Consider the following 13,800-nt stretch of genomic DNA (forward strand, 5'->3'; position numbering starts at 1 on the left):
GCTTTCCGATGAATGCCCTTGAACCTTCTGCCCCACCCGCCGCTATCCGCTTGACCAGTTTGTCGCACGGCGGGGGATGCGGCTGCAAAATTGCACCCGGCGTGCTCAGCGAAATTCTGAAAAACTCAAGCAATCTGCCCGGTTTCAATTTACCGCCTCAATTGCTGGTGGGTATAGAAACCGCTGACGATGCTGCCGTGTACCTGCTGAACGACGAGCAGGCCCTCATCGCCACCACCGACTTCTTCATGCCCATCGTGGACGACCCCTACGATTTCGGACGCATCGCCGCCACCAACGCCATCAGCGATGTGTACGCGATGGGTGGCACGCCCATCATGGCTTTGGGCCTTGTCGGCATGCCCATCAATGTCCTGCCGCTGGAGACCATTGGTGCCATTCTCCGCGGCGGGCAGGATGTCTGCCGTGATGCCGGCATTCCAATCGCTGGCGGCCACACGATTGATTCGGTAGAGCCGATTTATGGGCTGGTGGTGCTGGGTCTGGTGCATCCGTCCCGCGTGAAAAAAAACTCGGGCGCCAAAGCGGGCGACGTGTTGATCCTGGGTAAACCGCTGGGGGTAGGCATCCTGTCAGCGGCGCTCAAGAAAGAGATGCTTCCGCCCGCCGGATACGCCAGGATGATTGAAGTCACCACCCAGCTCAACAAACCCGGCATTGCACTGGCCGCCCTTGATGGCGTCCATGCGCTGACCGACATCACCGGTTTTGGCCTGGCAGGCCACAGCCTTGAGCTGGCGCGCGGCGCCAAAGTTCAAATAAGTCTGGACTGGTCGCTCATGCCCCTGATTGCCGGCGTGCGGGAGTTGGCGGCGCAAGGCTGCATAACAGGCGCGTCAGGCCGCAATTGGCAAAGCTACGGCACTGAAGTGACGCTGCCTGGCGCCTTCGCCGAAGCCGACAAAGCACTCTTGAGCGACCCGCAAACTTCGGGCGGTTTGCTTGTGTCGTGCAGCCCGGATGCGGCCGCCCAGGTACTGGAGATCTTTCATGCCCAGGGCTTTGCCGAAGCCGCAATAGTCGGTGAAGTGCGAGAAGGCAGCGGCGTCAGCGTCTACTGAATTCGCGACTTCCCTCAGGGTATACCCAGGGCGTGTACGTCAGCATTCTTTAAGTGACGCGCCAACCTTCCACGTTAACATCTGCTCACTCGCGAGTGGGTTTTTCCTGAGCGCCACACCCGGTCAGGGCGTCCGTTCTGCGTTGACTGTTTTATTCCTGGAGACATACCCTATGACCCCTCTTCTCTCGCTGTCCCGCGTGATAGACAGCATCAGCACCTTGTTGGGCAAAGTCACCATGTGGATGATTCTTGCCACCACCCTGATCAGTGCGGGCAACGCCATTGTGCGCAAGGCTTTTGACATGAGTTCAAACGGCTTGCTGGAAATCCAGTGGTATCTGTTTGCTGCGGTGTTCATGCTGGGCGCAGGTTATGGTTTCTTGAAAAATTCACATGTTCGCATTGACTTCATTTCAAGCCGCCTTTCAGACCGCACCCGCAACTGGGTCGATGTGCTGGGCATCGTGTTTGTACTTTTCCCGTTTTGCATTCTGATGATCAGACTAAGCTGGCCGTTTTTCATGAATGCCTACACCAATGGCGAAATGTCGCAAAACGCGGGAGGACTGATTCGCTGGCCTGTATACCTTTTGGTGCCCGTTGGATTTGCTTTTTTGATGCTGCAGGGTGTGTCTGAGCTGATCAAGCGAATCGCTTTTTTGCGCGGCGTGATTGAAGACCCGATTGGCGGCGAAGCTGCCAAATCGGATGACCAAAAACACCTTGAAGAGCTGGAGCGCATTGCTGCCGCCCGCCTGGCTGGAGAAAAATAATGGAAACCACATTTCTCGCACAACATTTTGTGCCCTTGATGTTTGCGGGGCTGTTTGTCCTGCTACTGACTGGTTTTCCAGTCGCCTTCGGACTGGCCGCAACCGGCCTGGCTTTCGGCTTCATTGGTATGGAAGCCGGTCTTTTTCCCGCCAATTTGTTTCAGGCACTGCCATCGCGTATTTTCGGCATCATGCAGAACGACACGCTGTTGGCGATTCCGTTTTTCACCTTCATGGGCATCATTCTGGAGCGCTCCGGCATGGCCGAGGACTTGCTGGAAACCGTGGGCCAGGTATTTGGCCCATTGCGGGGCGGTCTGGCCATTGCCGTGATTCTTGTTGGCGCGCTGCTGGCTGCAACGACTGGCGTTGTGGCTGCTGCGGTGATCTCGATGGGCCTGATTTCCCTGCCCATCATGCTGCGCTACGGCTATAGCCGGGTGATTGCTACCGGCACCATAACCGCCTCCGGCACGCTTGCGCAAGCCATTCCACCATCGCTGGTGCTGATCGTTCTGGCTGACCAGCTGGGCCGCTCTGTAGGCGACATGTATTCCGGCGCTTTGTTGCCCGGCCTGTTGCTGGTCGGTTTGTACATCCTGTTCATTGTGGTCGTGGCATTCGTCAAACCGGCCATGGTGCCGCCGCTACCGCCAGAAGCCCGTATTTACAAAGAAGCCAATGGCTCATCGGGCCACAGGTCCTTGCTGGTGCTGGTCGTGTTGTGCGCGGTTGCGGGCTTTGCATGGTCCAGGGTTCACAACGCGGTGTTGACCCCTCTGCTCCAGCGGCCATTGCCTGCGCCGGGTGATGAGATCGTTATTTTGTCGATGACGCTGGCTTCACTGCTGGGCTTGTCGCTCGCGATCATCAACCGCGTGACGCGCATGGGCCTTCTGTCCAGGCTGGCTGAGCAAGTGACCTTTGTTTTGATGCCACCGCTGATCCTGATCTTTCTGGTGCTTGGTACCATTTTCCTCGGTGTCGCAACGCCGACCGAAGGCGGTGCGATGGGCGCTTTGGGTGCGCTGATTCTGGCACTCGGCAAGCGCCGCATCAATATGCCATTGCTCAAACAGGCGCTCGAGAACACCGCCAAGCTGGCCTCGTTTGTGCTGTTTATTCTGATCGGTTCAACCGTTTTCAGCTTCACCTTCAATGCAGCTGATGGTCACATCTGGGTAGAACACCTGTTCGATGGCATACCTGGCGGCGCCTGGGGCTTTTTGATCGTGGTGAACATTCTGGTGTTCATTCTGGGCTGCTTTATCGACTTCTTCGAAATCGCCTTCATCATCATCCCGTTGCTTGCGCCTGTGGCTGAAAAAATCCTGCCAGGCCTGGTACCCGGCATGACCGCGGACGACGCCATGATCTGGTTCGGTGTGATCATCGCCATGAACTTGCAGACTTCATTCTTGACGCCGCCATTTGGTTTTGCGCTGTTTTACCTGCGCAGCGTGGCCGCCAAATTTGATTACAAGGACCGCGTCACCGGCGCCACGATTCCAGCGGTTACCACAAGCGAGATTTACAAAGGGTCGATCGCCTTCATCATCCTGCAACTCATCATGGTCGCGGCAATCATGATCTTCCCGAACCTGGTCACAGGTGGTATCGAGAAAGTAGAACTGCTGAACAAGGATCAGATCATGGAGCAGCTCCAGATCCCCAAAACCGATGAGGAAGTCAAGCAGGAAGAAGCTGAGGCCAAGGCAAGCAGCACGGGTGAAGAAGCCAAACCCGCTGAAGGCAAGGAAGATGATCCCATGAAAGCCATGATGGAAGCGGCCGAGAAAGACCAGAAGAAGTAAAAGCTTCTTATCCACAAAAACGAGGCCCTAGGGCCTCGTTTTTTTTGGCCTGACTTGTTTCCGTCCATCCGTTGGAAAGCAGCCCGACCGATTGAATCTGTAGATCCGGCCGCGCTTCAGCGCGGCTTCAGCCGGTTGAGACGCGCAACCGCACCCCTGTGGAAGTGGCAGAGCAGCTTCCATCCGCCCCACCATGTCTTGCGCCGTTCCGAGGCGGTGCCGCGCTCAGGGTGGCTACCTCAGCCTGACACTTCCAGTCGAACCGATGCATGCGGTGCTTTGCCCGGATGGCCTGCGCATGGAGGCGTTTGAACAGAAAACACCCACGCACAATGGAAGCGCTCCCGCAAATCGGGACGCCACCCTTTGGGAGTGAAGATCAAATAGCTGCAGACCAACAGCAACCGAGTCCCGGCGCCGCCAAATCGCCACAACGCAGAAGCTGATTTGGCCCGGGCGTGAGCGCAACGCCCACTCCCTGCAGTGCCCGTCAAACAAAGGCCAAAAAAAACCACGCCTGAGCGTGGTTTTTTAGCGCTGGGAAGCTTACAGTTTTTGGGACTGCATGAACTGGTCGAAGCGCGCTTCGGTAAAGCGGAACCAGAGGTTCTGGTCTTTACGGAAGGCCGAGTAGTCGGCATAGATTTTCTTCCAGTCAGGGTTGCTGGCATTGAGTTCGTCGTACAGAGCCATCGACTCCTTGAATGCCAGATCCATCACCGGTTTGGGGAATGGCAATACCTTCGTCTTGGCGCCGACCAACTGCTTGAGTGCGTCGGGATTGCGGGCATCGTACTTGGCCTGCATGTCGGTGTGTGCGTAAGCCGCTGCAGACTCCAGAATGGCCTTGTTTTCGGCGGAGAGTTTGTCGTACGCTGTCTTGTTGACAAACGCGTCCAGCTGCGGACCACCTTCCCACCAGCCGGGGTAGTAGTAGAACGGAGCCACCTTGTTGAAGCCGAGCTTCTGGTCGTCATAAGGACCGACCCACTCAGCAGCGTCAATGGTGCCCTTCTCAAGCGCCTGGTAGATCTCGCCGCCAGGAATGTTTTGCGGTACCGCGCCCATGCGTGTAAGCACCTTGCCGGCGAAACCGCCGATGCGCATCTTCAGGCCCTTGATATCAGCCGCGGTCTTGATTTCTTTGCGGTACCAGCCGCCCATCTGCGCGCCAGTGTTACCCATGGGAAAGTTGACAATGTTGTACTTGCCGTAAAACTCGCGCATGAGTTTCAAGCCATTGCCCTGATACATCCAGGCGGTCATCTGGCGGCTGTTCAGGCCGAAGGGAATCGCGCATCCCAAAGCAAAAACATCGTTCACGCCGAAGAAATAGTAGGGCGCGGTGTGGACCATTTCGGTCGTGCCCTTTTGCACGTTGTCGACCATGCCGGCAATGGCTGGCATCAACTCGCCGCCTGGATGCACGGAGATCTGGAACTTGCCGCCAGACATCTCACTGACTTTTTTGGAGAAGGTTTCAGCTGCGCCGTAAATGGTGTCCAGTGCCTTCGGGAAGCTCGATGCCAGGCGCCAGCGGATGGCTTCCTGGGCATGCACGGCAGGTGCAACGCCAGCGGCGAGCACACCGGCAATGCCGGCATTTTTAATTAGGGAACGACGATCCATGAGCTAACTCCTCGGTAATAGATAAAAGAAATGGGGCACAACCACCCGCGAGTCTAGGAGTCACCCCTCTGTTAAACATTGGGAGTTACCCACTCAGGGCTTAACCTCATTGACGGGACACAGGTGCAACACGCCGTTACAGTGCATTGCTTCGGGGATTGTAGAAATGTCGCGACCGGGACTCGCGCGGGTTTTCCCTTGAAAACACCGCTGAACCAGATGGCCTTCAGGCTTCTGTCAGAAACGAAAAAAGCAGTGCGCCGTTATGGTGTAACCGGTTCAGGCCACTGACTTTAATGCCGGCTTTGCTGACTTGGCCGCCTCAAGCAGATGACCAAATCGAGTGGCGATGGACTGCTCAATGCCTGCAGCGTCAAGGCCTTGCTGCGAGAGCAACTTCGCTGGATCACCGTGCTCGGTGAACTCGTCAAGCAAGCCCAGGTGCTGCAGCGGCTTGTGAATGCCAGCCTCTGCCAGTGCCTCTGCAACCGCACTGCCTGCGCCACCCATAACGGCACCTTCTTCGACTGTCACCAGCACGTCATGCGCACCCACCACCTCCAGGAGCAGTCCGGTGTCGAGCGGTTTGGCCCAGCGCATGTTGACAACCGTAGCGCCAAGTTTTTCGGCCGCCTGCAGGGCCGGATAAAGCAAGGTTCCAAAAGCCAGAATGGCTACGCCCGATCCCTGGCGGCGCACTTCGCCCTTGCCAAACGGAAGGCTGTCCAGATGCGCTTGTGTGGCTACGCCTGCGCCAGCGCCGCGCGGGTAACGCACAGCCACCGGATGGTCCTGCTCAAAGGCGCTGCTCAGCAACATGCGGCACTCGTTCTCGTCGGCCGGGCACGCCACGCTCATGTTGGGAATGCAGCGCAGGTAGGAAATGTCATAAGCGCCCGCGTGGGTGGCGCCGTCAGCGCCGACAAGCCCGGCACGGTCGAGCGCAAATACCACCGGCAGGTTCTGTAGCGCCACGTCGTGTATCAGCTGGTCGTACGCGCGCTGCAAAAACGTGGAGTAAATGGCGACCACGGGCTTGAGTCCCTCACAGGCCATGCCAGCGGCAAAGGTCACCGCATGCTGCTCTGCAATGCCGACGTCGTAATAACGCTCAGGAAAACGCTGATGAAACTCCACCATGCCCGATCCTTCACGCATGGCTGGCGTGATGCCTACAAGCCGCTTGTCTTTCTCGGCCATGTCACACAGCCAGTGACCGAACACCTGCGTGAAAGTCTGCTTGGCGGGGGCCGCAGACTTTTGCAAGCCCATGGCCGGGTCAAACTTGCCGGGGCCGTGGTACGCCACGGGGTCGGCCTCTGCCAGTTTGTAGCCCTGCCCCTTTTTGGTTACCACGTGCAGGAACTGCGGGCCCTCGCCTTTGTCCATCAGGTGCTTGATGTTTTCCAGCGTCGGGATGAGCGACTCGAGGTCATGCCCGTCGATAGGACCGATGTAGTTGAAACCGAAGTTTTCAAACAGGGTGGCCGGGACCACCATGCCTTTGGCGTGGGTCTCCAGCCGCTTGGCCAGTTCAAAGAGGGGCGGCGCTACCTTGAGCACCTGTTTGCCAACGTGTTTGGCCGACGCATAAAACTGCCCGCTCATCAGTTGGGCCAGGTAGCGGTTCAGCGCACCTACCGGCGGGCTGATGCTCATGTCGTTGTCATTGAGCACCACCAGCAGCTTGCAGTCGCACACACCCGCGTTGTTCATGGCTTCAAAGGCCATGCCCGCGCTCATGGCGCCGTCACCAATGATCGCTACCGCGTGACGCTCTTCGCCCTTTTGCTTTGCTGCCATGGCCATGCCCAGCGCAGCAGAAATGGAGGTTGACGAGTGCGCCGTGCCAAAGGTGTCGTATTCGCTTTCACTGCGGCGGGGAAACCCGCTCAGGCCACCCAGTTGCCGCAGGCTGTTCATGCGGTCGCGGCGACCGGTCAGTATCTTGTGCGGATAGGTCTGATGACCCACATCCCAGACCAACCGGTCGTCCGGCGTGTTGAATACATAGTGCAAGGCAACTGTGAGCTCCACCGTACCGAGGTTGGAACTCAGGTGCCCGCCAGTCTGCGACACGCTTTGCAGCAGATAGGCGCGCAGCTCGTCCGCCAGGGCCTTGAGCTGCACCCGTTGCAACTGGCGCAGCTCTGCGGGGCTGTTTATGGTTTCAAGCAATTGATACATCGTGGTTTTTGTTCTTTCACGCCAAATGCGCACTCGCCCTGAACTCAGCTTAAATAACTAACTTAACTCAATTCAAGTTAACTCTTGCGGTTGACCAGCATGTCCGCCAGCGCGCTGAGCGCTGCCGTGTGTTTGAGTTCACTCGCCTTCAAACTGTGATGGGCCTCTGACAACAGCTCCTGCGCGTAGTTGCGCGACGCAGGCAAACCCATCAGGGATACAAACGTCGGTTTGTCATGGGCGGCATCCTTGCCCGCGGTCTTGCCAAGTGTTGCGGAATCTGCGGTGACGTCCAGAATATCGTCCACCACCTGAAAAGCCAAACCGACCGCCGCACCATAGTCGCGCAAAGCGGATTGCGCTGCACGGGTGGGGCTGCCACAGGCCGCGCCCATCATCACGCTGGCTTGCAGCAAGGCCCCGGTCTTCAAACGGTGCATGTCGTGCAATTGCTCTGAAGACAGGGCTATACCCACGCTGGCAAGGTCAATAGCTTGCCCACCCGCCATACCCTGATACCCGGCAGCCTGCGCCAACATGCGACACAGGGCCGCCTGGGTGGTAGCACCGATGGATTCGTCTTCGGGCGTCAACAACTCAAAGGCGAGCGCCTGCAGGGCATCGCCTGCCAGCAAAGCCTGAGCCTCTCCAAACTTGACATGCACAGTCGGCTTGCCACGCCGCAGAACGTCGTTGTCCATGCAGGGCATGTCATCGTGCACCAGCGAATAGGCATGGATCAGTTCCACAGCACAGGCCACCCTGAGCGCCGCCTGCTGACTCCCGCCAACCGCCTCACACGCCGCCATCACCAGCAGGGGGCGCAGGCGCTTGCCGCCGTCAAGCACCGCGTAGCGCATGGCATCGCCAAGGCCGGCGGGCGCCGGGGTGGGCTCAGGAGGCGCCACCCAGCGCATCAGGGCCTGCTCGACTGCGGCAAGTTGTCGGACGCTCCAGGCGTCCAGTGCAAAAGGTTTTTGCTCGGTCAATGGGTTTACTTTGCTTTTTATTCTTGCGGCCAGGGCTTGAGCTGGTTGCCCTCAAGCACCTTGATCTGATTCTCAACTGCGCCTAGCCTGTCCCGGCAAAACTTGAGCAGTTCGGCGCCGCGCTGGTAACCGGTTAACAGCTGGTCCAGCGGCAATTGGCCCGATTCAAGACTCGCCACCAGCGTTTCAAGCTCATCAAGTGCGGCCTCGTAACTGGTCGGGACGGTGGGTGCGGAAGTGGAGGAAGTTTTAGCCATGGGTTATTTGATGTCAGCGGTGATTTTAGGCTGTTGCAGGGTCTTGTCACAAAAGCGGGCGCCCCCGGGCCAAGCGAGCTCCTGTGTGGCGAGCCATCTTCTTTACAAGAAGCCCCCGGTACAATGAAACCCGCGCTTGCCCCGGTCTTCCGACCCCCATCTAACCCCCGAAACGGCCTGTTTCGGCAATTGCATGTCCGATTTAAGCCTTCGTCTCTTGCAGGCCACCAGCCAGCTGCCCATTTCAAGCTACTTTGATGCGGGCCTCTATCAACGGGAGCAGCAAAAACTGTTTGCCAGGGGCCCACGATATGTCGGGCATGAGCTGGCCGTTCCCGCCATGGGTGATTACTACGCCCTCCCGCAGGAGATGGGTGGGCGCGCACTGGTGCGCAATGGCACCGGCGTCGAGCTGATTTCAAATGTGTGCCGCCATCGTCAGTCCACCATGCTGCAGGGGCGCGGCAACACGGGCAGCAACATCGTGTGCCCGCTGCATCGCTGGACTTACAACACCACCGGCGAGTTGATCGGCGCGCCCCACTTTGAAGTAGACCCTTGCCTGAACCTGAACCGCTACAAAACCAGCACCTGGAACGGCCTGGTGTTTGAGAACAATGGTCGCGACATTGCCGCCGAAATGGCGCCGCTGGGTCCCATGCAGGACCTCGATTTTTCCGGTTACCAGCTCGACAAGATTCACCTGCACGAGTGCAACTACAACTGGAAAACCTTTATCGAGGTGTATCTGGAGGACTACCACGTGGGTCCTTACCACCCGGGGCTGGGCGCCTTTGTCACCACGGACGATCTGCGCTGGGAACTGACGCCAAATTATTCGGTGCAGACCGTGGGTGTGTCCGACAAGCTGGGCAAGCCGGGCACCGATGTGTACAAGAAATGGCACGACGTGGTGCTGCAATACCGCCAGGGCGTGCCACCCAAATACGGTGCCATCTGGCTGACGTATTACCCCAACGTGATGGTCGAGTGGTACCCGCACGCGCTGGTTGTCAGCACCCTGCACCCCCAGGGGCCGGACAAAACACTGAACGTGGTGGAGTTCTTCTACCCCGAGGAAATCTGCGCCTTTGAACGCGAATTCATTGAAGCCCAGCAAGCGGCCTATATGGAAACCTGTGTTGAAGACGATGAAATTGCCCTGAGCATGGACGCAGGCCGCAAAGCATTGATGCAGCGCGGCGACAACGAGTTTGGCCCCTACCAGAGCCCGATGGAAGACGGCATGCAACACTTTCACGAGTGGTATCGCCGTGAAATGGGCGCCAGCAAAACCACGCAGATGCTTTGAGCCTGCCGGTTCAGGCGCTGCATTTACGAGAGAACCCACGATGTACACAACGCTGATCTCTGCAGAACAACTTCAGGCCCTGGTGACCGCCCGCAAGTCTTTGCGCGTGTTTGACTGCAGCTTTGACTTGATGCAACCCTTGGCCGGGAAACAGAAATACGTTGAAGCGCACATCCCGGGTGCGGTGTACGCGAATCTGGACACTGACCTGAGCGCGAAACATGGCGCACCCGGAGCCCATGGGGTATTGACTGCCACTGAGGGGGAGGACCAGCCAGCCTCTGGCGGCCGCCACCCGCTGCCAACACGCGAGAAGTTTGCGACCTGGCTCTCCAGCGTCGGGTTTTCCAATGACATGCAGGCGGTGGTTTACGACCGAAACGGCGCCAACTACTGCGGCCGTTTGTGGTGGATGCTCAAGTGGGCGGGCCATGAAGCCGTGGCCGTGCTGGACGGCGGACTGCAGGCCTGGCAAGCGACCGGCGCTGCGGTCGCCAGTGGAGAGGAGGCTTCACACTTTCAGGCCAACTTTGCTTTGGGTGAAGAAAAGGCTGTGCTTGTCGACGCCCAAACCGTGGCGGCCCGACTGGATCAAAGCACCCAGACCGTAGTCGACGCGCGTGCGCCAGCCCGCTTTCGAGGTGAGGTTGAGCCACTGGACCCGGTGGCCGGTCACATCCCGGGCGCGCTGAATCGCCCGTTTAGCCAGAACATCGGCGAGGACGGCAAATTCAAATCTGGGGAGCAACTCAAAACAGAGTTTGATGCGCTGCTTGCCGGTCGCGACCCGGCCACCGTGGTGCATCAGTGCGGCAGCGGCGTCAGCGCCGTGCCAAACCTGCTTGCGATGGAAATTGCCGGGTTGGGTCGCACCGGCTTATACGCTGGAAGCTGGAGCGACTGGTGCAGTGACGCCACGCGCCCAGTCGCCAAGGGTTGATGACGATTCTGGCAGTTGGCCGTTGTACGACGGCAATAGTTTGCTACATATTTGGTAGCAAACTATTTTCAACTACTTGCCCATCAACTGGTTGAGTTTTTCGGCTTCGAAGGTTTCCTCGCGTGCGGCATCGTCTGGAACACAACCCCTGCCCGCGCCCTGAGCTGGCGCCGCCGAGAGTTTCTCAATGGCCTGCCAAAGCAAAGCAATCTGATGCTCCTGCGATGAAGCGTTGTCGATCAGCCCCTTCATGGCTTGTGACACCGGGTCGTCGTCCAGCGTGATGCCGTAGGCGGAGAACTGGCTCTGCGTCGTGGTGACGTCGGCGCTAACGCCGGTTTTGGACGGAATGATGCGAGCCGGGATGCCAACCGCCGTGGCACCAGCCGGCACGGGCTTGATCACCACCGCGTTGCTACCGATCTTGGCACCGTCGCCCACCAAAAACCCGCCGAGCACCTTGGCCCCTGCACTCACCACCACGTTTTTGCCCAGTGTGGGATGGCGTTTTTCGCCTTTGTAGAGCGAGGTTCCGCCAAGGGTCACACCCTGATAAATCGTGCAACCGTCGCCGATCTCGGCCGTTTCCCCAATCACGATGCCCATGGCGTGGTCGAAAAACACGCGCTCACCGATGATCGCACCAGGATGAATTTCAATACCGGTTAACCAGCGTGAGATGTGGGAAACAAATCGCCCCAGCCATTTGAAGCCGTGCGTCCAGCAGCCGTGTGCCACCCGGTGCAACATGATGGCGTGCAGGCCCGGATAACACGTGAGCACCTCCCATGTGCTGCGCGCAGCAGGATCACGGTCAAGGATGCACTGGATATCGGAGCGGAGTCTGGAAAACATAGGCGAAGTCTACTTGTCGTCCGCGCTCTGCGCTGGCGTACCAATTTTGGCCGTGGCCAGTCCGGTTTTTTGCAACATCGCCTTGGCCACGCCGCGCAAAATATGGATCTCCTCCGGGCTGAGTTGAGCGCGGTTAAACAGCTGGTTCAGACGCGGCATCAATTTTTTCGGCGAGGCCGGATCCAGAAAACCAATGTGGGCCAGCGCCTCTTCCCAGTGCGCCAGCATGCCCGCCACGGCAGCAGCGTCGGCCAGCTGCGGCTCGGCGGTTGCCGGCTGCACGGCAAAACCGCCCAGGGCTTCGCGCCAGTCATAAGCAATCAGTTGCACTGCGGCAGCCAGGTTGAGCGAGCCAAAGGCCGGATCGGTCGGAATGCTCAGCGCCACATGGCAGCGGTAAACGTCCTCGTTTTGCATGCCAAAGCGCTCAGAACCGAACAAAAACGCCACGCATTCAGGCTTTGAAGGCAAATCGGCCTTCTGCCCTTTAAAGACGGGCGAAGTCAGCTCTCTATTCGATAGCAACTGGGCGAAGTGCGCACGCGGCGCGCAAGTCGGCGGGCCAAAGTCACGCGGCGTCATGGCCGTGGCACATAAATGCGTCATGCCGTCCAGCGCCTCGTCCAGCGTCGCAACAATGCGTGCGTTTCTCAGCACGTCCAGCGCGCCACTGGCCCGTTGTATGGTTTCTTCGCGGTTGAGCACATTGGCCCAACGCGGCGCCACCAGAACCAGATCGCCAAAGCCCATGACCTTCATGGCGCGCGCGGTTGCACCAACATTGCCAGCGTGGCTGGTGTTGATAAGGACAAAACGGGTTTTCATGGCGCCAATGGATAAACGGGTCGGCCTGGTGGCCTGTAACACCGGTAAAATAGCGCTATTGTCGCCTGCGCTCCGGTTACCAGAGTGCAGCCCTGCCCGCTCTTTCTTATTCGTATATGTCCAGCAATCTCCACCCTATGCTTAACGTGGCCATCAAGGCTGCGCGCGCCGCAGGCGCCATCATCAACCGCGCAGCGCTGGACGTCGAATCGGTCCGCGTGTCTGTCAAGCAGACCAACGACTTCGTCACCGAAATCGACCAGGCTGCCGAGGCAGCCATCATCGAAACCCTGCTCACTGCCTACCCCGGCCACGGCATCCTGGCAGAAGAGTCTGGCAACGAGCATGGCGCCAAAGACTCTGAATTCGTCTGGATCATCGATCCGCTGGACGGCACCACCAACTTTATTCACGGCTTTCCTGTCTACTGCGTCAGCATTGCGCTGAGCGTGAAAGGCAAGATCGAACAGGCCGTGGTGTATGACCCCACCCGAAACGACCTGTTTTGCGCCACCAAGGGTCGGGGCGCTTACATGAATGACCGACGCATTCGCGTGGCAAAACGCATCCGGCTGCAGGAATGCCTGATCAGCACCGGCTTTCCTTATCGGCCAGGCGACAAGCTCAAGACCTATCTCCACATGCTTGGCGACATCATGAGCCAATGCGCAGGCGTGCGCCGGCCCGGCGCCGCAGCTCTGGATTTGGCTTATGTGGCAGCCGGCTTTTCAGACGGGTTCTTTGAATCCGGACTCAAGCCCTGGGACGTTGCAGCGGGTTCGCTGCTGGTTTCCGAGGCAGGCGGCCTGATCGGCAATTTTTCAGGCGAAGCAGATTTTCTGGACCACGGAGAGTGCTTGGCCGGCAACCCCAAAATTTACGGTCAGATGGTGGGCCTCCTTGGCAAGTACAGCAAGTTCGCCAGCGCGGGAGACAAGGCAGGTGTACGCCAGGCTTTGCAGGAGGACGCAGCGCCCAATGCGACCCTGAAAGTTTCTCGCCCCAGAAAGGACAGCGCGTCCGACCCCGCCCTTCCGCCTGATGAGCCAGAGGCACTGGCCTGAAAGAGCCTCTTTACCTTTGGTTTCGATTTTTTCTGACGGGGCACCAAGCCTTGGGCCTACAGCGCGGGAGT

12 protein-coding genes are annotated in these 13,800 nt (G+C 58.6%); 6 read left to right on the forward strand and 6 right to left on the reverse strand.

Annotated features, from left to right (window positions below; all coding sequences use genetic code 11):
• The first annotated feature begins 8 nt into the window (after window positions 1–8).
• The 3 genes from selD (at window position 9) to VE934_RS06010 (ending at window position 3,671) form a co-directional block, all read left to right on the forward strand.
• Complete coding sequence (gene selD, locus VE934_RS06000; protein ID WP_324885336.1) at window positions 9–1,082, forward strand: selenide, water dikinase SelD; 1,074 nt, start codon at window positions 9–11, stop codon at window positions 1,080–1,082.
• 172 nt (window positions 1,083–1,254) lie between these two features.
• Window positions 1,255–1,857: a TRAP transporter small permease subunit gene (locus VE934_RS06005; protein WP_324885338.1), complete on the forward strand. Its 603-nt coding sequence runs from the start codon at window positions 1,255–1,257 to the stop codon at window positions 1,855–1,857.
• Window positions 1,857–3,671: a TRAP transporter large permease gene (locus tag VE934_RS06010; protein ID WP_324885340.1), complete on the forward strand. Its 1,815-nt coding sequence runs from the start codon at window positions 1,857–1,859 to the stop codon at window positions 3,669–3,671. Before VE934_RS06005 ends, VE934_RS06010 begins: the two co-directional genes overlap by 1 nt.
• Before the next feature lie 546 nt (window positions 3,672–4,217).
• On the opposite strand, the gene VE934_RS06015 is transcribed toward VE934_RS06010, so the two are convergent.
• The 4 genes from VE934_RS06015 to VE934_RS06030 all read right to left on the reverse strand — a co-directional run bounded on the left by VE934_RS06015 (window position 4,218) and on the right by VE934_RS06030 (window position 8,733).
• Complete coding sequence (locus tag VE934_RS06015; RefSeq protein ID WP_324885342.1) at window positions 4,218–5,300, reverse strand: TRAP transporter substrate-binding protein; 1,083 nt, start codon at window positions 5,298–5,300, stop codon at window positions 4,218–4,220.
• A 279-nt stretch (window positions 5,301–5,579) separates the two neighbouring features.
• Window positions 5,580–7,487, reverse strand: coding sequence for a 1-deoxy-D-xylulose-5-phosphate synthase (gene dxs / locus VE934_RS06020; RefSeq protein WP_324885344.1), 1,908 nt, complete (start codon window positions 7,485–7,487; stop codon window positions 5,580–5,582).
• Between the two features lie 77 nt (window positions 7,488–7,564).
• Window positions 7,565–8,476, reverse strand: coding sequence for a farnesyl diphosphate synthase (locus VE934_RS06025; protein ID WP_324885346.1), 912 nt, complete (start codon window positions 8,474–8,476; stop codon window positions 7,565–7,567).
• Window positions 8,477–8,493: 17 nt separating this feature from the next.
• Window positions 8,494–8,733 (reverse strand): exodeoxyribonuclease VII small subunit, encoded by a 240-nt coding sequence (locus VE934_RS06030; RefSeq protein WP_324885348.1) that lies wholly within the window; start codon window positions 8,731–8,733, stop codon window positions 8,494–8,496.
• A gap of 193 nt (window positions 8,734–8,926) precedes the next feature.
• Between VE934_RS06030 and VE934_RS06035 the strand changes: the two genes are divergently transcribed.
• Both VE934_RS06035 and VE934_RS06040 read left to right on the forward strand, forming a co-directional pair.
• Window positions 8,927–10,045: an aromatic ring-hydroxylating dioxygenase subunit alpha gene (locus VE934_RS06035; protein WP_324885350.1), complete on the forward strand. Its 1,119-nt coding sequence runs from the start codon at window positions 8,927–8,929 to the stop codon at window positions 10,043–10,045.
• 40 nt (window positions 10,046–10,085) lie between these two features.
• Window positions 10,086–10,985: a sulfurtransferase gene (locus VE934_RS06040; RefSeq protein ID WP_324885352.1), complete on the forward strand. Its 900-nt coding sequence runs from the start codon at window positions 10,086–10,088 to the stop codon at window positions 10,983–10,985.
• A gap of 72 nt (window positions 10,986–11,057) precedes the next feature.
• Here VE934_RS06040 and cysE read toward each other — a convergent pair whose 3' ends face one another.
• Window positions 11,058–11,840 (reverse strand): serine O-acetyltransferase, encoded by a 783-nt coding sequence (gene cysE, locus VE934_RS06045; RefSeq protein WP_324885354.1) that lies wholly within the window; start codon window positions 11,838–11,840, stop codon window positions 11,058–11,060.
• A 9-nt stretch (window positions 11,841–11,849) separates the two neighbouring features.
• On the reverse strand, window positions 11,850–12,665 hold the full coding sequence (locus VE934_RS06050) for an RNA methyltransferase (RefSeq protein WP_324885356.1): 816 nt from the start codon (window positions 12,663–12,665) through the stop codon (window positions 11,850–11,852).
• A gap of 116 nt (window positions 12,666–12,781) precedes the next feature.
• On the opposite strand from VE934_RS06050, the gene VE934_RS06055 reads away from it, so the two are divergent.
• The gene (locus VE934_RS06055) at window positions 12,782–13,729 is read left to right on the forward strand and encodes an inositol monophosphatase family protein (protein ID WP_324885358.1); all 948 of its coding nucleotides are present in this window, start codon (window positions 12,782–12,784) and stop codon (window positions 13,727–13,729) included.
• Window positions 13,730–13,800 lie beyond the last annotated feature (71 nt).

It is taken from the genome of Polaromonas sp., assembly GCF_035638815.1.
In the GTDB taxonomy this organism is placed as follows: Bacteria; Pseudomonadota; Gammaproteobacteria; order Burkholderiales; family Burkholderiaceae_C; genus Polaromonas.